Genomic DNA, 20,072 nt, shown 5'->3' on the forward strand with positions numbered 1-20,072 from the left:
TTGGATGCAGGCATGACTCGACGCATCATCGTGACCGGGGGTGGCACCGGCATCGGCCTGGCCATCGCGCGACGCTTCCTTCCCGAACACCCCGAACTCGTCCTGATCGGGCGCCGGGAGCAGCTGCTCGCCGAGGCCGCCGCTGCGCTGCAGGACGCGGACCCGCACAGCAGCGTCACGACGTACTCGTGCGACCTGACGGATCCGGATGCCGTGGCCGACCTCGCCGGGACGATCTCCGGTCAGGGCACCGTGGACGTGCTCGTCGCGAACGCCGGCGGCGACCTCGGGCTCGCCTCAGGAGATCTGCACCAGCTCGCCCATAGCTGGCGCGCGGACTTCGACGGCAACGTGCTGCCGACGGTGCTGCTCACCGAGGCCCTCCTTGACGCTTTCTCCCGGCCCGGCGGACGGATCGTGGCGATGAGCTCGATCGCCGCACTGCGCGGCAGCAGCTCGTACGGCGCGGCCAAGGCGGCCGTGAACGCCTGGGTGCTGTGGATGGCGGGCCGTCTCGCGAAGGACGGCATCACCGTCAACGCCGTGGCCCCGGGGTTCGTGCCGGACACCGACTTCTGGCGTCCGCGCATCGAGGCCGACCCCGGCATCGTGGCCGACCGGACCGCCCCGATCCCGATGGGACGGCCCGGCACCACCGAGGAGGTCGCCGAGGCCGTTGCCTACCTGAGCGCCCCCGATGCTGGCTGGACGACCGGGCAGATCCTGCAGGTCAACGGCGGCACCCTCCTCGGTCGGGGCTGACCGCTACTTCTTCAGGAAGTCCGCCCGGGACGCGCCCTGGGTGCCCTGCGCGCTCAGGCGTTCCCCGGACGTGTCGTCGAAGAGCAGCACCTCCTGCGCCAGCGGGACCACGTGCAGCACGTCGCCGACGACGGGCCTGTGCTCGCGTCCGAGACGGACGGTGAGACCCGCCCGATCGGCCCCCGGCATCCCCGAGGTCTGCCCACCGTCCCCGACCGGGTCCTCCGCCGGTGCGGCCGTGCCGGTCGGGCGCTCGGGGTGTCCGTGCACGAACGATTCCGACCCCAACGACTCCACGATGTCCACGGTCAGGCGCAACGCGCCCGGCTCATCGGCGGACACGACGGTCCACGACTCCGGCCGCACGCCGACCTGCACGCTGTCCGCATCGCCAACGGCGCTGCGCTCCAGCGGAACCGACGCGCCGTACAGATCCGCGGACCCGTCGCGTACGTCGCAGCGCACCAGGTTGATGGCCGGCGAACCGATGAAACCGGCCACGAACGTGTTGACCGGGTGGCGGTAGAGCTCATCCGGCGTCGCCACCTGCTGCAGGACGCCGTCGCGCAGTACCGCGACCCGGTGGCCCATGGTCATCGCCTCGACCTGGTCGTGCGTCACATAGACCGTCGTGACCTCCAGGCGTCGTTGCAGCGCGGCGATCTGCGCGCGGGTGGACACCCGCAGTTTGGCGTCGAGGTTGGACAGCGGTTCGTCCATGCAGAACACCTTCGGGTCGCGCACGATCGCACGGCCCATCGCGACCCGCTGGCGCTGGCCGCCGGACATCTGCCCCGGGCGCCGGTCCAGCATGTCCTGCAACTCCAGGATCTTCGCCGCCTCCATCACGCGGGAGGCGGTCTGCTCCTTGCTGACCCCGGAATTGCGCAGCGCGAACCCCATGTTGTCGGCGGCCGACATGTTCGGGTAGAGGGCGTAACTCTGGAACACCATGGCGATGTCCCTGTCCCTCGGCCGTACGCCGGCCTGGTCGTGCCCGTTGATCAGGATCCGGCCGTGATCGACCGGTTCCAGGCCCGCCAGCATCCGCAGGGTCGTGGACTTGCCACACCCCGAGGGGCCCACCAGGACGAGGAACTCCCCGTCCTGGATGTCCAGGGTCAGCCCATCGACCGAGGGAAGATCGTTCCCCTTGTGCAGGCGGCTCGCTGCGTCGAAGTACACACTCGCCATCTGATCAAGCCTTCAACAGGGGCTTGACCTGGGTGTTGTACGCAGCGGTGGTCGACGCGTCCAGTGCCTTGAAGGTCGAGGTGACGTCCGAACCCGCGACGATCTTGTCCAGGGCCTGACCGATCCGTGCGCCGCCACCGGGGACGAAGACGCGCGCGTACGCCTGCGGCCGGGTCTTGGGCAACTGGGTCACCGCGAGGGCGTACTCCGGGTTCTTGGCGAGGTAGGCCTTCTCTGCCGAATCGTTCAGCGCCGACTTGCGCACCGGCATGTAACCGGTCGCCTGGCTGAAGGTGATGGTGCTCTGGGCGTTGGTCATGAACTCGATGAACTTGATGGCGTTCTTCTTACGCGCATCGGAGATGCCCTGCGGGATCGCGAGGCCCGCGCCACCGGTCGGACACGTCTTGATGCCGTTCGGGGCCGGCACATACGCCACGCCGAGCTCGAACTTGCCGTCTTTTTGAATGCCGGAGATGTCACCGGTGGATTCCAGCAGCACCGCACCGAGACCCGCCGAGAAATCGCTCTGGGAGTCGGCCGAGGTCTTGAGGTACTTCTTCTTGGCCCAGCCCTGCAGCACCTGACCGGCCTTGACGGTGCCGGCTTCGGAGAAGGTGGGGGTCCACTTGTCGGAGTAACCGCCGCCGTAGGACCAGGCGATGCACTGGAAGGTCCAGTCCAGGTAGTCCGACCCGTCGTCCAGGATGATCGGCGCCTTGCCGGAGCCCAGCGCCGTCTGCAGCTTGGGGCACCACGAGGTGAACTCGTCCCAGTCCGTCGGGCCGCGGTCGGGCAGGCCGGCCTTCTTCCAGACGTCCTTGTTGTAGTAGAAGAGCGGCGTGGAGCGGGCGTAGGGCAGCGCATAGTGCTCGCTGCCCTGGTAGTTGTAGTCGGCGTACAGCGAGTCCACGTAGTCCGAAGAACTGAGGCCGTTGGCCGACAGCAGGGCCGCGACGTCCGCGAGCCTCTTGTTCAGCGCGAAGTTGAACCACGTGACGTCGGAGACCACGACGACGTCGGGTTGGTTACCTCCGCCGAGGGCGGCGTTGAACTTCTGGCCGACCTCCTCGTAGTTCTTGCCGGCGTCGACGAGCTTGACCTTGAGACTCGGGTTGGCCTTCTCGAATCCGGAGATCAGCTTCTGTTCGGTGGCCTTCGACATGGCGGGGTGGTTGCTCCAGAACTCGATCTGGCTGCTGTTCCCGCCGCCCCCGCCGCCCCCGCTGCCGCTGTTGGTGCTCGTGCTGCTGCCCGTCCCGGCGCACGCAGCGAGGCCGCCGGCCACCGCGATTCCGCCGGCTGCGGTCAACAGTCCGCGGCGAGTCATGTCAGTCATGTGGTGTCTCTCTTTCTGAGGGATCTTCAGGTCAGCCTTTGACCGCACCGGCGGTCAGGCCCTTGATCATGTGGCGCTGCAGGACGAGGAAGACGACCAGGACCGGCAGCATCGCGAGCACGGTGGCAGCCATGACCGGGCCCCAGTTCGTGATCCCGTCGTTGGTCTGCAGGAACGTGAGGCCGATCGGCAGAGTGCCGGTGCGTGAGTCGTCGGACATCAGGAAGGGCCAGAGGTATTCGTTCCATTCGTTGACGACGGTGATGATCGAGAACGCCACCAGGGTGGGCCAGGACATCGGGAGCGCGACCCGCCAGAGCAGTTTCAGCGGACCAGCACCGTCCAGTCGGGCGGCCTCGATGATCTCGGTGGGGATCGAGAGGAACTGGTTGCGCATCAGGAACGTGCCGAACGCGACGCCGGCGAGCGGGATGATGATCCCCTGGTAGGTGTTGCGCCAGCCCAGCTGGCTGACCAGCGCGTAGTTGGAGATGACGGTGATCTGGTTGGGCACCATCAGGGCGGCGATGACCACGATGAAGACCAGATTGCGGCCCGGGAAGCGCAACAGGGACAGCGCGTACGCGGAGATCACGCCGAGGATGATCTTGGTGGTCGACAGGATCCCCGTGATGATCAGCGAGTTGCGCAGGTAGTCGCCGAACGGGATGCCGAACAAGGCGTTGTGGTAGCCGTCCGTGGTGGCATGTCTCGGCCACCACTGGGCCGGCTGGGTGAAGATGTCGGGACGTTCCTTGAAGGACGTCACCACGATCCAGAACAGCGGCACCGCGACGATCAGAACCGTCACGATCATGGCCAGGTAGCCGAACGTCTTCAGGGCCGGGCCGCTGTGGCTCATCGCCTCGGCGTTGTGGACTTCGTCGCGCCTGCTGCGGATGCGCTTCGTCATCGTGCTCATGACTGCCGCCCCTTGTCCATCAACCGCACCTGCACCAGCGTGATCACCAGCAGGAAGACGAACATGATGGTCGCGATGGTTGCGCCGTACCCGGCTTGGTTGTTGACGAACGTCTCCTTGTAGACCTGGTAGACCATGGTCGCCGTGCCGTAACCCTGCGGCCCGCCGCGCGTCATGACGTTGACGATGTCGAAGACCTGGACCGAGTTGAGCAGCACGGTGATCGACAGGAAGTAGGTCGTGGGCCGCAACTGCGGCAGCAGCACCTTGGTGAACCGGCGCCAGGGCGACGCGCCGTCGATCTCGGCGGCCTCGTCCAGGTCGGCCCGGCGCCCCTGCAGGGCGGCCAGGTAGATAACGAACGTGTAGCCCAGGTTCTTCCAGATGTAGGTGACCGTCACCATGAACAGCGCCCAGTGCGGCTGCTGGTAGAAGTCCGGCACGGTGATCCCGACCCGGTGGCCGAGGTCGCGGACCAGGCCGAAGTTGGGGTCGAAGACGAACTGGAACGCGAGGCCGACAGCGGCACCGGAGATCACGAAGGGCGCGAAGAGCACCGAGCGGACGATGTTGCGGCCACGCAGTTTCTGGTCGAGCAGCATCGCCAGCGCCAGGCCGAGCACCATGGACACGCCGACGGTCGCCACCGTGAAGATGACGGTGTTGCGCAGCACCTCGTGAGAGTTCGGATCGTGCCACCAGTGCACGTAGTTGGCTGTCCCGATGTAGTGCGCGACCGGTGCGGAGATGTTCCAGCTGGTGAAGGACAGCCGCACATTGTCGAGCAGCGGTCGGTAGGTGAAGATCACCAGCAGGGCCAGGTTCGGCAGCAGGAGCAACCCCGCCAGGCCCCATTCGCCGATCGGTCGGCCACGACGGCGCGGCGGGTCGCCGACCGGGGCGGGGGGTGCCGCAGCGCTCGTCATGATGAGCCAGTCTTCGTCCACCTGGTGACCACGAAGCGAACACTAGTCGACCGGGGCACGGCACCCTGGGAAATCATGAGCGGCGCGCAAAGGGCCCCGCCGGATGATCCGACGGGGCCCTTCATCTCAGGCCGGAGGGCCCGAGAACTGCGATCAGTTGCCGGTCAGCTTCTCGCGCAGAGCGGCCAGCGCCTCATCCGAGGCCAGCGTGCCCTCGGCCGGGGCCGGAGTGCTGCTGCTGCTCGACGGGGTGGCCGAGCCGCCCTCGTCGTCGGAGGAGTCGTCGGCGCTGTCCGAGGAGTACGACGTGCCGGTCGCGGCACCCGCGGCGGCATCGGCGTCGTCCTTGCGTGCCTGCTCGATCTGCGCCTGGTGCGCCTCGTAGCGGGCGTGCGCCTCGGCGTACTGCTTCTCCCACTTCTCACGCTGCGCGTCGAAGCCCTCGAGCCATTCGTTGGTCTCGGAGTCGAAGCCCTCGGGGTACTTGTAGTTCCCCTGGTCGTCGTACTCCGCGGCCATGCCGTAGAGGGTCGGGTCGAACTCGGCGGCACCGGCGGCGTCGTCGTTCGCCTGCTTCAGCGACAGCGAGATGCGGCGACGCTCCAGGTCGATGTCGATGACCTTGACGAAGACGTCGCGGCCCACGGTGACGACCTGCTCGGGGAACTCCACGTGACGCTCGGCGAGCTCGGAGATGTGCACCAGACCCTCGATGCCGTCCTCCACGCGCACGAACGCACCGAACGGCACCAGCTTGGTGACCTTGCCCGGCACGATCTGACCGATCGAGTGGGTGCGGGCGAAGTGCTGCCACGGGTCTTCCTGGGTCGCCTTCAGCGACAAGGACACGCGCTCGCGCTCCATGTCGACGTCGAGCACCTCGACGGTGACCTCCTGGCCCACCTCGACGACCTCGCTCGGGTGGTCGATGTGCTTCCAGGACAGCTCGGAGACGTGCACCAGACCGTCGACGCCGCCGAGGTCCACGAACGCACCGAAGTTGACGATGCTGGAGACCACACCGGAGCGGACCTGGCCCTTCTGCAGCTCCTTGAGGAACGAGGTGCGGACCTCGGACTGGGTCTGCTCGAGCCACGCACGGCGGGACAGGACCACGTTGTTGCGGTTCTTGTCCAGCTCGATGATCTTGGCCTCGATCTCCTTGCCGACGTACGGCTGCAGATCGCGCACACGACGCATCTCGACCAGCGACGCGGGAAGGAAGCCGCGCAGGCCGATGTCCATGATGAGACCGCCCTTGACGACCTCGATGACGGTGCCGGTGACGACGCCGTCCTCTTCCTTGATCTTCTCGATCGTGCCCCAGGCGCGCTCGTACTGCGCACGCTTCTTGGACAGGATCAGCCGGCCCTCCTTGTCCTCCTTCTGCAGGACAAGGGCCTCGATCTCGTCGCCCACGGAAACGACCTCGCCGGGGTCGACATCGTGCTTGATGGAGAGCTCGCGGGAGGGAATGACGCCCTCGGTCTTGTAACCGATGTCGAGCAGGACCTCGTCCCGGTCGACCTTGACGATGACACCCTCGACGATGTCTCCGTCATTGAAGTGCTTGATCGTCGCGTCGATCGCGGCGAGCAGCTCCTCTTCCGATCCGATGTCGTTGATCGCGATCGGTGAGGTGGTGGTGGCAGTCATGTAGTAGGAAACCTTCGGGTGGGTGATAGTCGGAGTGTGCGGACGAACAGTGAAGACACGAACACGAACGGACGCGAGACGCCTGGGTCAGAAGGAGATCCGGTGGCTTCCGGGATCGCTCCCGGCGTTGCGATGGATCGGTCTGGCGAAGGTACGGCGCGCGGCACAGTCGTGCGCTCGAACACTCTATCGAGCAGCGCACAGGACGGTCAAAACGGGGGGTCCGCCGCCACGGGGCAGGAACACAACCGCGCCAACCGCGGATGGTGGGACGGCGAGGCGGACGCCTACTACGCCGAGCATGGCGCCTTCCTCGGCGACACCGACCTGGTGTGGGGCCCGGAGGGTTGGAGCGAGAGCGATCTGCGGGTCTTCGGCGATCCGGCGGCGCTCGCGGACGCCGACCTGCTGGAGATCGGCTCCGGCGCCGCGCAGGGGTCGCGCTGGGCTGCCCGGCATGCCGGTCGGGTCGTCGCGACGGACCTGTCCGCCGGGATGCTGTCCCGCGCCGCAGCCCTGAACGACCAGCACGATGTGGCGCTGCCCCTGGTGCTGTGCGACGGCACGGCACTGCCGTTCGCTGACGCGTCGTTCGACCTGGTCTTCACGGCGTACGGCGTCGTGCCGTTCGTGGCCGATTCGCAGGCGGTGATGCGCGAGGCGGCGCGGGTGCTGCGACCCGGCGGACGGTTCGTCTTCTCCACCACGCATCCGGTGCGTTGGGCGTTTCCTGACGTGCCGGGACCGGAGGGTCTGAGCGCCTACCACTCCTACTTCGACCGCACGCCGTACGTCGAGACCGACGAGGACGGGAACGTGACGTATGCCGAGCATCACCGGACGCTGGGCGACCGGGTCCGGGAACTGCGCGCTGCCGGACTGGTGCTGGAGGACCTGATCGAGCCGGAGTGGCCAGAGGACAATCACCAGGTGTGGGGCGGGTGGAGTCCGACCCGTGGCGAGATCCTGCCCGGTACGGCGATCTTCGTGTCGCGACTTCCTCTGGGGTGAGCATGTGCGCGCCCGACCCGGCGGCGTGTGCCACCTTGCCCGTGGCCCACGGACGCTGCCGCTGTTCGCTCGCGATCGCAGGCGCCTGGAAGGACCCGCTCGCCCGGCCTGCCGCTCCCCGGCTACCTCAGGTGTGCGGTGCCGACACCCCCCCCGGTAGCGGGAGGGCACCGCGCGGTCCCTTGTACGAGCCGCGCGGCCACCCGGACCAATGCAAGGGGCACCGAGTGGGCCCTTGTACTGGTGCGGTGACCGCAGCGCCGACAACCCACGCGGCCGACGTACGCCGACGCAGGAAAGTGACCGCAGCGCCGACAACCCACGCGGCCGACGTACGCGACACGCAGGAAAGTGACCGCAGCGCCTGTTACCCGCGCCGTGGGACGTCAGGCGGTCGGGTGATCCGGCCCGGCGAGGATCTCCTGGGTGGCCTCGGCCGACAGCGGTGGCGTGGTGGTGGCGTGTGCGCGGAACCACGCGATCGTCAGTTGCAGTGCGTCCTCGATGGGCACCTTCGGCGACCAGTGCAGGATCTCCTGCGCCAGGCTCGTGTCCGGGCGGCGCACCGTGGGGTCGTCGACCGGACGCGCGATGTGCACGACCGGGGAGTCGGATTCGGCCAGCTTCACGACCCAGTTGGCCAGATCGACCATCGAGATCTCGTGCGGGTTGCCGATGTTGATCGGCCCCGAGTGATCGCTGCGGGCCATCGCCAGGATGCCCGCGACGAGGTCGTCGACGTAGCAGATCGAGCGGGTCTGCAACCCGTCGCCTGAGACGGTCACCGGCTCGCCGGCCAGCGACTGGCGCACGAAGTTGGGAATCGCGCGCCCGTCGTCGGGCCGCATGCGCGGACCGAAGGTGTTGAAGATGCGCACGATGCCGGTGTCGACGCCGTGGGTCTGCCGGTAGGCGAGGGTGAGCGCCTCGCCGAAACGCTTGGCCTCGTCGTAGACGCCGCGCGGACCGACCGGGTTGACATGCCCCCAGTAGTCCTCGCGCTGGGGGTGGACCAGCGGGTCGCCGTACACCTCGGAGGTCGACGCGAGCACGAACCGGGCCGACTTGTCTCGGGCCAGTTCGAGGGCGTGCTGGGTGCCGTGCGATCCGACCAGGAGTGTCTCGATCGGCATCCGGAGGTAGTCGATCGGCGATGCCGGGCTGGCGAAGTGCAGCACCAGGTCGACCGGCCCGTCGACCTCGAACCCATGGCTGACGTCACGCTCCAGCAGGGTGAACCGCCCCGTCGCGTGCAGGTGCTCGACGTTCGCCGCGCGTCCGGTGCAGAGGTTGTCGACCGCGACGACCTCCGCTCCGTCCGCCAACAGCGCCTCACACAGGTGAGATCCGAGGAAACCGGCCCCACCGGTGACGACAGCCCGCATCAGTGCGATCAGGCCCTCGCGTAGTCGTCGCCGTCGCCCTCGGCGTGCCGAGCGCCGCGTCGGTTGTCGTTGTCGACCTCCGTGTCGTCCGCGCGTTCCGCCCGGTCACCGCGGCCGCCGATCAGCAGCAGCACGATGCCGACGACCAGCAGGATGAGGCCCAGGACGCCGAGGACCCACGGCATGAGCTTCAGCAGCTTCAGCTGGCTGGCCTTGCCCTTGTACTCATCGACGTTCGCCTTGACCGTGGCGTCGTTCATGACCTGGTCGGTGTCGATGCCCTTGACCGACTTGCCGTTGGCGGGGTCGGTGAGCGTCACGACCTCCTTCTCCTCCACCTTGATGAAGGCGCCGGTCTGCGGCTCGACCCAGATGGTGCGGTCGTTGGCGTAGGCACGGTCCGCGTTCACGCCGGGGCTGTCCTTGGCACCGCCGAAGACGAAGCCGGGGATGGCCTGCTTGGTGTACGTCGTCTGGGGCACCACGCCGTGGTAGCGGTAGACCGAGAGGCCGCGGATCTTGTCGGTGCCGGCGTACGTCATCGTCATCGGCTTCTGCAGGGTGTTGTCCCAGTAGGGGTAGCTGCCCTTGCCGGCGCCGAATGGGAACTTCACCGTGTAGCCCTGGTGCTGGACCGGCTTGCCGTTCATGTTGTCGTTGCAGCAGTCGATGACCTTGCCGGTGTGCCGGTTCAGCGCGAAGTGCGAGGTGAACGCGTCGATCGGGGGCGCCTGGTTGTTGTTGTCCGTCGACTGGTTGATGTCCAGCACGATGGAGTTCTTGCCCTCCGCGTCGGAGGCCTTCTTGTCGGCCACGACCGTCTGCCGGGTGGTCACGGTCCCCTGCTTGAAGGACAGGGTGTCCGCGTCGAAGAACTTGGCGTTGTTGTCGGAGAGGACCTGCTGCGTGTTCGTGTCGGCCGGGATCACGGTCAATTTGTCGAACGCATAGAACTGCAAGAGCAGCGCCAAGGTCAGGAAAAAGGCTCCGAAACCGATGACGATGGCGGACTTCCGCACGAGGACCTCCGTGGCAGGGGCTGACAAAACTTACCGGAGAGTAGCAGGAAAAATGCGAGGTGTGTCACACGTCCCACAGCCGCGCGGCGCACACCTGTGACTCAGTGTGCCGACTCGGGATTCGCGAGCACATCGACCGCCTCGCACCAAGCGTGGGTCCACAGCATGTGCACCTCCTGGATGCGCGGGGTGTCCGCGGAAGGTACGACGAGCACGTGGTCCGCCGCGCCGCGCAGGCCCTCCCCCTTGGCGCCGGTCAGGGCCACCGTGAGCAGGCCACGCTCGCGCGCCAGGAGCAGCGCCTGCAGCACGTTCGGGCTGGTGCCACTGGTGCTCATTGCGAGCAGCACGTCACCGCGCCGACCCAGGGCCGCGACGCCGCGGCGGAAGATCTGGTCGAAGCCGTAGTCGTTGCCGACGGCGGTGACCGATGACAACGATTCGGCGAGGTTCACCGCCGGCAGGGGTTCGCGGTCGTGGATGCACTTGCCGATGAACTCCGCGGCGACGTGGCTGGCGATCGCGGCGCTGCCGCCGTTGCCGGCCACGAGCAGCGTGCCTCCGGCGACGAGGGCCTGCACGAGCGCCGTACCCGCCGCCTGCACCTCCCCCTCGAGCGTCGGCTCCCGCAGAGCGACGGCCAGCGCCGCCCAGGCGTCGGCACCCTCGCCGAGACGGCGGTGCACCGCCGCGCGCACGTCGCCCTCGCTCGCCTCGTGCAGGGGATGAGACACGTCCATCAGTGCTGGCCTCTCCATGTGGTCACGCCGTCCTTGCTGAAGGTGATCTCCGAGAGGGACAGGCCCATCTCGAGGAGGGTGTCCGCGACGACGTGTTTGCGCTCGAACTCGCACACGAAGATGAGGTGGCCGCCGCCGCCGGCGCCGGTGACCTTGCCGCCGAGCGCCCCGCACCCCAATGCGGCCGTGACCGCGTCGTCGATGAGCGGGGTGCTGATCCGCGACGACATCTTGCGCTTCTCGGCCCAGGCCTGGCCGAGCAGCCGCCCGAAATGGTCGACCTCGCCGCGCACGAGCGCGACCTTCATCAGCTCCGCCAACTCCTTCTGTGCCCGCAGGCCCTCGAGCGCGTCCGCGTTGCCCGTCTCGTAGCGGCTGCGCTGGTCGGCGATGATGTGGTCGCTGACCCGGGTGCGCCCGGTGAACGCCAGCAGCATGTTGTGCTCCAGCTCGTGCACCGTGGCGTCCCGCACCCGCAACGGGTTGACGATCACCTGGTCGGGCCGGAACTCGATGTAGTTGAACCCGCCGAACGACGCGGCGTACTGATCCTGCGATCCGCCCGGGATGGCGAGGTCTTCGCGCTCGAGGCGGTAGGCCAGCTCGGCGATCTCGTACGGCGTGAGGTCGACACCGCAGTGCTGGGCGACCAGGTCGATGACGGCGACCATGACCGCGCTGGAGGATCCCAGGCCGGACCCGGGGGGCGCCTGGGTGTGCAGGAAGAGGTCGAAACCGCCGGTGGGCATCGCGCCGCCCATGTCGCGGATGCGGGCGATCGCGGCCTTGGGCAGGTCCAGCTCGCCGTCGTACTCCACAGGGTCGTCGACGTCGAAGCCGATCGAGGTGCCGAAGTCCAGCGACTGCACGGTGATCCGGCCGTCCCGGCGCGGTCGCAGCGTTGCGTACGCGAAGCTGGAGATCGTCGCGGACAGGACGGCGCCGCCCTCGCGCTCGGGGAACGGCGAGACGTCCGTGCCGCCGCCGGCGAACGAGATCCGCAGGGGCGCGCGGGCCCTCAGCACCGGCCGGGTCGCGTCGAGCACCGACGGATCGGTGGGGACGATCCCCTCGACTGTCATCGGCGGTTAGCCTCCTCGGGCGTGGTGTCCGCCCGCACCGGGTGCGGGCGGGTGCGCGACGGGGTGGCGATACCCCGCACGACGAGGCCGCCCACCGCGGACGCCCGAGCAGACTACTGGAGAGTAATGGGGGTCACACCAGGTGCAGCGCTTCCGGATGCTCGACCTGCTGCGTGCGCTGGCGGCCGCCCTGGTCGTGCTGACGCACGTCGCCTTCTGGACAGGCGCCGACCACCTGGACGTCTCCGGGCCACTGCTGGCACGCGGTGACGCGGGCGTCGCGGTCTTCTTCGCGATCTCGGCGTTCCTGCTGCTGCGCCCGTTCCTGCGTGCCGGGCTCACGGGCGGATCGACCCCGGATCTGCGCCGGTACGCCGTACGCCGGGCCGCCCGCATCCTGCCCGCCTACTGGGTCGCGCTGGCCGCCGTCCTCCTCGTCGCGGCCCTTGCCCCGGTGCGCACCGGGGGCGTCGGATCGCCGCAGGACGTCGTGTTGCACGTGCTGCTGCTGCAGGGGTACTTCGGCCACACCTACCAGTCGTTCTCGCAGACCTGGAGCCTCACCACGGAGGTGACCTTCTATGTGCTGGTGCCCGTGATCGGCACCGTGCTCGGACGGCTGGCCCGCCGCCCCCGGCGGGTATGGGCGGTGCTCGGCGCGACCCTGCTCGCGGGGTTGTGCGCCCAGGGCGCCTCGGCCGCGTGGACCGGCGTCGATCCGCACTCGGGCGCGGGAGTGCTCGCCACGTCGGTGCTGGGCCACGCGGGGTGGTTCGCCGCGGGCGCCGCGCTCGCCGTGCTCACCGAGACGGGGCCGTCCGCGCTGGCGGGCCCGGTACGTCGCTGGCTGGACTTCGCGCGGACCAACCCGGGCGTCGTCGTCCTCGGGGCCGCCCTGCTCTTCCTGCTCGCCGCGACTCCCCTCGCCGGACCGGTCGACCTCCACGCGCCGACTCCGGCGCAGGCCGTCGTCAAGGAGCTGCTCTACACGGGCATCGCCGCGCTGCTGGTGCTGGCGGCGACCAGCCCGGTGCGCGGCACCGTGGCGCGGGCGGCGGCGGGATCGCCCGCCGCACGCTGGCTGGGCGACGCGTCCTACCCCGTCTTCCTGTGGCACGTACTCGCTCTGCAGGTGGTCTACCTCGTGACGTCCAGGGCCCTGTTCACCGGCGCGTTCACGACGACGCTGGTCGCGGTGACGGCGCTGACGATCGTGGTGGCGCGGGTGTCGGTGGGCCTGGTGGAGCGGCCGGTGCTGGCGCTGGCCCACCGCCGCACCCGGTCCGCACCCCGGCAAGACACCGCGCCAGCAGGCACGCCGTGACCGTGCCGGCCAGCTGACCGAGGATCGCCCCGGCCGACCGCTGGTCGACCACACCGAGCGAGGCGAGCAGGACCCCGGCGACCGCCATCGACCCGCCGATCCCCCACCCGACCAGCCGCCGCGGCACCAGCAGACACAGCGCCCCGACGACGACGCCGGCGAGCCCGCTCATCAGCACCCCGACCCCGACCGACAGCACCACGGCCATCACGGCGACGCGCGTCGCGCCGGGTGCCGCGCCGTCGTACGGCGGGCCCGTCACGTCGGGTGCGTCGGCCACGGCCCGCCGCCCGCGTCGGCGGCTGCCCACCGCAAGCACGGCCAGCGCCAGAACCGCCAGCGCGCCGACGATCAGTCCGGCCCGCTGCCAGCGCGTGGGCCCGAACGTCACGTGCAGGGTCGCCGCCGCGCCGGCCGGCACCACGAATCCCTGCCGCCAGCCGTCCACCCGCACCGCGGGCAGCGAGCGGCCGCCGAGCGAGGCGTGCCATCCACGGTTGTAGCCCTCGGTCAGCGCCACCACCCGCGCGCCTCCCCCACCGATCCGGACGGTGCCGTCCCCGGATCGCAGCGCACCGTAGGCCCGGGCAGGGATGGACGCGCCGGCGTCGACCCCTGCAGATGAGTCCCGCCGCAGGTAGACCAGCTCCGCGCGCACCCCGTCGCCGGGCTGGATGGACACGGTCTGCGGTCCGACGGCCACCGCCGCCGACGTCGCGCACGGCTGCGCGCGAAGGAGTCCGGCCTGCGCGACCTGCGCCGCGGAGGCCGTGAGGCGCAGCGGCACCGATGACGTGCCGATGTGCAGCACGCCCGCCCGGCCGCACGCGAGCTGCAGTGCACCGGCGCCGCTCGCGGTGGAGCGGACCCAGACGCTCGGCACGACCCGACCGGACCGCGAGAACGTGACCCTGCGACGCAGCGTCGCCGGGTCCTCCCCCTGGGTCGCGGCGGTGCTGTGCTCCCGCGGGTCGCGCCGCAGCAGGACCGACGTCCGCGTCGGGTCGACCCGACCCGGCAGCGAGATGATGCTGCCGAGCTGCTGCCCGGGCACGGACACCCGCGTCAGACCGATGACCGGGTCGGTGGCGGCGCCGGCGACCTTCAGGTCGATGCGCACGGCGCCGGTGGCGGCGCGTGGCAGTCGCAGGCGCAGCGCGGTCTGACCGCGTGCCACCCGCACCGTCGCGCCGTGCACCGCTCCGACCGACAGGCGCACGGAGCCGACCCGGTCCAGCCCCGGCCCGGAGGCGAGGTCGACGTCGACCTCACGCAGCGGCGTTCGCGAGGTCGGGGTGAAGGACAGACTCGCGTCCGACTCGTGGTCGCCGGTGCGCCAGGCGGTGTCCGGGTCGTCGTCGAAGGCCGCGGCGATGCCGGCGCCCGGTCCGGCGTACGTCCGGGCGGTCGGGTCCGCGCCCGAGGACGATGCCGACCACGAGGACATCCCGATCAGCTCACGGACCGGCTGGTTCGCGGGGTCACCGCCGGGCGGCAGGTCCCGAGCGCCGATGTGGTCCGGTGTCCGGTCGGCGCGGATCAGCGTCGGGCTGTAACCGTCGACGGCGGACACCCCGTTGTTGTACGAGCGCCACCGCAGCGAGTCGGTCACAACGTTCGGCACGGTCGCCCCCACGGCCGTCGTGCCCCCCACGATCTGGGCCCCCTGGTCCGGTGCGAGCGCGCCGACGGTCGCCAGGTCGAAGATCGATTCCGGGCCGCCGACCACCCGCAGGTCGTCGTCCCGTGCGTACGCCGCGACGGTGTGCGACCCGCTCACCGTCCAGAGCGTCAGGCGGTCGGTGCCGATGCCGGCGGACCCGGCGTACGCGAATCCCGGCGACCGGCGCAGCGTCGCTTCCACCAGGGACCACGGCTGCGCGCCGACGGTGGAGGCGATCGAGTGCCGCACCATGATGCGCGCGATGCCCATCCGGGCCAGGCCCGCCGCGAGACCTGGCTGCACCTCCCCGGACGACGCGAGCTGGTCGGCGGTGTCGAGCATCCGGGTGGCGCCCGGCTCCCCCAGCGGTGCCGCGGCCCGGAACACCAGCGGGGAGGCCGCGAGCGCACTCATCGGGTCATCGCTGGTGGTGCCCCAGTCGTACGTCGCGGTGCGCGCGTTGGGGAAGAGCAGCGTGCTGCCGCCGGCCCGTTCGGCCGCGGCATCGATGCGGTGCGCCATCACCGACCAGGACGCCGGGACGGCGCGGTAGCCGCCGGAGTCGGCGAGCCGGCCCTGCCAGATCGGGGTCATGGCCGCCGCGACGAGGACGACGAGGGCGACGGCGGTGAGACGTGCGGCCACCTCGCGGGAACGGCGCAGCCGGTCCAGCACCACGGCGAGGCCCAGCACCACCGGCAGCCGGATCAGCGCGTCGGCCTTGTGCACGTTGCGCAACGGCGCCAGCGATCCGTCCAGCAGGGCACGCGCCTGTCCCGCCACCGGGCTGCCGACGACGCCGTGGTGCCCGATCGTCATGAACACCGTGCCGACGAGGACGCTCAGCAGCGCGAACCGGCCGAGGTGGGAGCGCAGCCGGGCGACCCCGACGAGCCCGATGCCCGCCACGGCGCTGGTCGCCACGATCGACACCAGCGACTGCGCGCTCGTCCACCCCGACTGCCAGGTCGGGTGTCCGGCCGAGTCCAGGATGTAGGCGATCCAGTCGGAGTTCCCGCGCAGCACGTTCGGCGTGGAGGTGACCGCCGTGGTCATCGAGGCCGTCTCGATGAAGTCCAGGAACGGGTAGCCATATCCGCCGAGGACGAGCAGCGGCAGCAGCCACCACAACGCGCCGGCCAGGACGCCGAGCACCCACCACCCGATGCGGCGACGACCCTGCGGGTGGGTCAGCAGGAACAGGAACGGGATGACCAGCATCAGCCCGGACGCGGCGGCGTTGACCCCGCCGAGGGCGGCGGCCAGCAACCCGCTGGCCGCGACCGACCGCAGCACGCCCCGCCGGTCGAGCTCGGCGCGCAGAAGGGGCCGGGCGGCCAGCACCAGCCACGGTGCCACCGCCATCGGCCACGCCTCGCTGGAGTTCTCGGCCAGGAGGGTCAGGACGCGGGGGCAGAGCGCGTACGCCGCGGCCGCGAGCAGCGCGACGGACGGTCCGGCCAGCCGCAGCTCGCGCACCAGTCGCTGCGCGCCGAGGAACGCGACCAGCAGCAGGATCATCCACCAGACCCGCTGGCACGCCCACGCCGGCAGACCCAGGGAGTGGCCGATGCCGAAGACGGGGCCCATCGGGAAGAGGTAGCCGTAGGCCTGGTTCTGCAGCTCTCCAAGGCCCGCATGCCCGTTCCACGCGTCGACCGAACGCGCCAGGTAGGTCCACGGGGAGATCGTGAGGTCGATCTTGGTGTCCGGCTGCACCTCGCCCGGCGCGACGAGCCACGGCAGCAGGGCCATCGCCAGGACCGCCAGGACGCGGACGACGCGCGCCCGATCCGGCGCGCTGCCGGCCGGCCGGTGGTGAGTGACCCGGTCCACGACGCGGAGGGTCTGCGCGTCGCCGGACATCACCGTCGGCGCAGCACGAGCAGCAGGTTCCACGTCAGCAGCTCACGCAACCCCGGCACCCTCAGCAGGTGCCGCGCCACGTCGGGCAGGTACCGCGGGCGGGCGACCAGCACCTCGACCTCGGGTTGCGCCTGCGCCCAGCGCAGACCCTGCGCCACGCTGATTCGGTAGAGCGTCCGGTCGACCGTGTTCTTCGGCGGGTGACCGTGCTTGCGGGTGTAGCGCCGCGCCGCGCGGTCGCCGCCCAGCCAGTGCCAGGGCGACGTCTCGTGCCCGCCCCAGGGCGAGAGCCAGTTGGTGTAGGAGAGGAATACCAGTCCGCCCGGGCGCACGACGCGGACCAGTTCGTCGGCGACCTGCTCGGGGTGCTCCACGTGCTCCCACAGGTTGCTGCTGAAGACCAGGTCGACGCTGCGGTCGGCCACCGGAAGCGCCGCGGCGGTCGCGACGAGCCCGCCGTCACGGACCGACGGCACCGCCGGGTCGTGGTCGACCGGCACGTAGCGCGCGCCCGCGGCGCGGAACGCGCTGGCGAACTCGGCCGGCCCGGCGCCGACGTCCAGCACCGAGGCACCCCGCAGGTCGGTCAACTCCTGCAGCATCTCGATCGAGTCGGCCGCCAGCGCGCCGTAGAACACCTCGGGCCGAGTCTGCTCGAGGGTGAACGCGTGGAAGAGCCGGGCGGACCGCGCGAGGCCGCGACGCTGCGCGCTCATCGGGGCCGCCGGGCGATCAGGTGCAGGGTGGGGCGCATGGTGGGCCGCACCGCTCGGGCCGCCAGCACCAGCGGTGCGGAGGCGAGCCCGGCGGCGATCACGCTGCGGGAGGCCAGCACGCCGCGTGGACGGGGAGCGGGACGCCAGCGGCGTACGGCGCTGGCGGCGTCCGTCGTGAGGCTGTCGAGCACCGGCCGGCGGACCACGACATCGACGAAGCCCGCGTCGGTCGCGGCGCGCGCGAGGCTGTCCGCCGTGAAGAACCGCACGTGGGTGGGGTCCTCGAGCATCCACCACGCCGATCCGTAGAGGCGCACTCCGTCGCTGTCGCCCGCCGGCGTGAGGAACTGCACGACTCCCCCGGGCCGCACGAGGTCGAACGCCACGGCCAGCGTCGCGACCGGGTCCAGGACGTGTTCGAGCACGTGGATCCCGTAGACCAGATCGACCGGGTCCGCGCCGTCGCGCAGCACATCCTCCACACTCCCCCCGGACAACCTGCCCTGCGCCACGACGAGCGGGTCCACGCCGATCCGCAGCTGGTCGGGGTCGGCCCCCGCGATCGTGGCGCCGCCGTCGAGGAACCGCCGCAGCATCGACCCGCTGCCGTAGCCGACCTCGAACACCGACCGCGGCGCGTCGCCCGGCACGGCGCGCAGCATCGCCCGGTAGGTCAGGTCCAGCCGGATCCGGTCGAGGGTGGGCTCACCGCCGTAGGCCAGGTCCCGATGCGCGGCGGGTGAGTCGCGAAGATCGCGCAGCAGATGGCCGCATCGCTCGCACCGGGCGAGCGCCCCGCCGCCACGCAGTGCGCGCGGGCGCAACCGGGCGCGGCAGATCTCGCAGTCCTCGCGGATCGCGGCGACACCCGTGGCGGTCATCTCGACTGGTATCCCTTTCGTTCTACCTAGGAGTAACTTCGGCGTTACCCTATCCGTCGGTGCGTGCAGGACCCGGCGTACGGCATGGCGCACGAGGACCGGGATCGACCGGACGGTCCGCGGCGACGGACACCAGGAGGAGTGCACGTGAGCGGCGACGCTGACACGACATCGGCCAGCAACGTGCCGATGCGCATTCTCTACCTCTCGTGGCGTGATCGGGAGAACCCGGAGGCGGGCGGCGCGGAGACCTTCACCGAGCGCACCGCACAGATCCTCACCGAACGCGGCCACCGCGTCACCATCTTCACCAGCCGCTTCCCGGGTGCCCGCGCCGTCGATCGGCACGGCGACGTGGACGTCGTACGCCGCGGCGGCCGCTTCACCTGCTACCCGCGGGGCATGCTGTACGCCGCCCGGCACCGCGGCGACTACGACGTGGTCCTCGACGTGCAGAACGGGGTGCCGTTCTGGGCGCCGCTACTCGCCCGGAACCCGGTCGTGAACATCACCCATCACGTCCATCGGGACCAGTGGCGCTCGCTCTTCCCCCGGCCGATCGCAGCGGTCGGATGGTTCCTGGAGAGCAAGGTCGCGCCCCGCGTCTACCGCCGCTCGCGGTACGTCACCGTCTCCCAAGCCACCCGCGCCGACCTCGCGTCGCTCGGCATCGATCCCCAGCGGGTCGACCTCGTCTACTCCGGCAACGACCACCCGGCCGATCTGGAGTCCTACCGCTCGGTGGCACGCTCGAGCGAGCCCTCGATGACGGTGCTCGGCCGTCTGGTGCCGCACAAGCAGGTGGAGCTGGCGATCGACGTCGTCGCCGACCTGAGCGACGTGCTGCCCACGCTGACCCTGGACATCGTCGGCTCGGGCTACTGGGAGCCGCAGCTGCGTGAACACGCGGCGCAACGGGGCGTGGCCGACCGGGTCCACTTCCACGGCTTCGTGGAGGAATCGACCAAGCACACCCTGCTCGCGCAGTCCTGGCTCATGCTGGTGCCCTCGCACAAGGAGGGGTGGGGGCTGATCATCGTCGAGGCCGGCCTGCACGCCACCCCCAGCGTCGCCTTCGCCGAGGCGGGCGGTCCCAGCGAGTCGATCCTGCACGGACTGACCGGTCTGCTGTCCAAGGACTACGCCGACATGCGCGCTCAGGCCCGCCTGATCCTGCAGGACGAGGGCCTGCGCGGCCAGCTCGGTGCCGCGGCTCGCGACCACGCGCACAGCTTCAGCTGGTGGTCGGCCGCCGAACGTCTCGAGCACACCCTGCACTCGGTGCTCGGCCACCGCGCCCGCCCCGACCAGCCCGCCACCCTGGGGCCGGGATCGGTCGATCTGCAGCAGGTGCACGGGCCGGTGCCCGTCCCGGTGATCGCGCCGGGCGTGCCGGCCGCCCTGGACGCGCAGGACGTGCAGCACGTGAACGACATCGTCGAGGACCACGGCACGGTCGACGATGCCGGCACGCAGACGGCGGATGCCGTCGACGAGCCGGCCGCGCTGCACCGCTAGACGACCTACCCCCTCCCGCGCCCACCATGGCGCAGGTAAACCCGGGAGCCACAGGTCGTCCTGTGTCC

Annotated in this window: 15 protein-coding genes and 1 pseudogene; 4 read left to right on the plus strand and 12 right to left on the minus strand. The window is 70.3% G+C overall.

Going from position 1 to position 20,072, the window contains the following annotated elements; translation table 11 throughout:
* Positions 1 to 12: 12 nt before the first annotated feature.
* The gene (locus tag JOB34_RS07055; protein ID WP_208052018.1) at positions 13 to 762 is read left to right on the plus strand and encodes an SDR family oxidoreductase; all 750 of its coding nucleotides are present in this window, start codon (positions 13 to 15) and stop codon (positions 760 to 762) included.
* 3 nt (positions 763 to 765) lie between these two features.
* On the opposite strand, the gene JOB34_RS07060 is transcribed toward JOB34_RS07055, so the two are convergent.
* The 5 genes from JOB34_RS07060 to rpsA form a co-directional block, all read right to left on the minus strand.
* The gene (locus JOB34_RS07060) at positions 766 to 1,956 is read right to left on the minus strand and encodes an ATP-binding cassette domain-containing protein (protein WP_208052019.1); all 1,191 of its coding nucleotides are present in this window, start codon (positions 1,954 to 1,956) and stop codon (positions 766 to 768) included.
* Between the two features lie 4 nt (positions 1,957 to 1,960).
* A complete protein-coding gene (locus tag JOB34_RS07065; RefSeq protein WP_208052020.1) occupies positions 1,961 to 3,295 on the minus strand; it encodes an ABC transporter substrate-binding protein in 1,335 nt (444 codons plus the stop codon).
* A 31-nt stretch (positions 3,296 to 3,326) separates the two neighbouring features.
* Positions 3,327 to 4,217: a carbohydrate ABC transporter permease gene (locus tag JOB34_RS07070; RefSeq protein ID WP_208052021.1), complete on the minus strand. Its 891-nt coding sequence runs from the start codon at positions 4,215 to 4,217 to the stop codon at positions 3,327 to 3,329.
* Positions 4,214 to 5,143, minus strand: a complete 930-nt coding sequence (locus tag JOB34_RS07075; protein ID WP_179480970.1) for a sugar ABC transporter permease — start codon at positions 5,141 to 5,143, stop codon at positions 4,214 to 4,216. Before JOB34_RS07075 ends, JOB34_RS07070 begins: the two co-directional genes overlap by 4 nt.
* A gap of 153 nt (positions 5,144 to 5,296) precedes the next feature.
* Complete coding sequence (gene rpsA / locus JOB34_RS07080) at positions 5,297 to 6,799, minus strand: 30S ribosomal protein S1 (protein ID WP_208052022.1); 1,503 nt, start codon at positions 6,797 to 6,799, stop codon at positions 5,297 to 5,299.
* 102 nt (positions 6,800 to 6,901) lie between these two features.
* On the opposite strand from rpsA, the gene JOB34_RS07085 reads away from it, so the two are divergent.
* Positions 6,902 to 7,810, plus strand: a complete 909-nt coding sequence (locus tag JOB34_RS07085) for a class I SAM-dependent methyltransferase (RefSeq protein ID WP_347813762.1) — start codon at positions 6,902 to 6,904, stop codon at positions 7,808 to 7,810.
* A gap of 386 nt (positions 7,811 to 8,196) precedes the next feature.
* On the opposite strand, the gene JOB34_RS07090 is transcribed toward JOB34_RS07085, so the two are convergent.
* The 4 genes from JOB34_RS07090 to JOB34_RS07105 form a co-directional block, all read right to left on the minus strand.
* Entirely contained in the window at positions 8,197 to 9,195 is a 999-nt protein-coding gene (locus JOB34_RS07090) for a UDP-glucuronic acid decarboxylase family protein (RefSeq protein WP_208052023.1), read from the minus strand.
* Between the two features lie 8 nt (positions 9,196 to 9,203).
* Positions 9,204 to 10,214: a DUF3068 domain-containing protein gene (locus JOB34_RS07095; protein ID WP_208052024.1), complete on the minus strand. Its 1,011-nt coding sequence runs from the start codon at positions 10,212 to 10,214 to the stop codon at positions 9,204 to 9,206.
* Between the two features lie 101 nt (positions 10,215 to 10,315).
* Positions 10,316 to 10,972, minus strand: a complete 657-nt coding sequence (locus tag JOB34_RS07100) for an SIS domain-containing protein (protein ID WP_179480978.1) — start codon at positions 10,970 to 10,972, stop codon at positions 10,316 to 10,318.
* Positions 10,954 to 12,036, minus strand: a complete 1,083-nt coding sequence (locus tag JOB34_RS07105) for a GHMP kinase (protein WP_208052025.1) — start codon at positions 12,034 to 12,036, stop codon at positions 10,954 to 10,956. Before JOB34_RS07105 ends, JOB34_RS07100 begins: the two co-directional genes overlap by 19 nt.
* Before the next feature lie 157 nt (positions 12,037 to 12,193).
* Here JOB34_RS07105 and JOB34_RS17445 point away from each other — a divergent pair.
* Positions 12,194 to 13,195: pseudogene (locus JOB34_RS17445) on the plus strand (acyltransferase family protein); the annotation flags it as partial.
* A 16-nt stretch (positions 13,196 to 13,211) separates the two neighbouring features.
* Here JOB34_RS17445 and JOB34_RS18070 read toward each other — a convergent pair.
* The 3 genes from JOB34_RS18070 to JOB34_RS07120 are packed head-to-tail and all read right to left on the minus strand — an operon-like array spanning position 13,212 to position 18,486.
* Positions 13,212 to 16,922 (minus strand): alpha-(1->3)-arabinofuranosyltransferase family protein, encoded by a 3,711-nt coding sequence (locus JOB34_RS18070; protein WP_208052026.1) that lies wholly within the window; start codon positions 16,920 to 16,922, stop codon positions 13,212 to 13,214.
* Positions 16,889 to 17,605, minus strand: a complete 717-nt coding sequence (locus tag JOB34_RS07115) for a methyltransferase domain-containing protein (protein ID WP_208052027.1) — start codon at positions 17,603 to 17,605, stop codon at positions 16,889 to 16,891. The genes JOB34_RS18070 and JOB34_RS07115 overlap by 34 nt, the downstream gene beginning before the upstream one ends.
* Positions 17,602 to 18,486 carry a class I SAM-dependent methyltransferase gene (locus tag JOB34_RS07120; protein ID WP_208052028.1) on the minus strand — a complete coding sequence of 295 codons (885 nt, stop codon included), beginning with the start codon at positions 18,484 to 18,486 and terminating at the stop codon, positions 17,602 to 17,604. The genes JOB34_RS07115 and JOB34_RS07120 overlap by 4 nt, the downstream gene beginning before the upstream one ends.
* A gap of 147 nt (positions 18,487 to 18,633) precedes the next feature.
* Here JOB34_RS07120 and JOB34_RS07125 point away from each other — a divergent pair, with 147 nt between their 5' ends.
* Positions 18,634 to 20,004, plus strand: a complete 1,371-nt coding sequence (locus tag JOB34_RS07125) for a glycosyltransferase family 4 protein (protein ID WP_347813763.1) — start codon at positions 18,634 to 18,636, stop codon at positions 20,002 to 20,004.
* Positions 20,005 to 20,072: the final 68 nt, after the last annotated feature.

Source organism: Allobranchiibius sp. GilTou38 (assembly GCF_017565325.1).
Classification (GTDB): domain Bacteria; phylum Actinomycetota; class Actinomycetes; order Actinomycetales; family Dermatophilaceae; genus Allobranchiibius; species Allobranchiibius huperziae.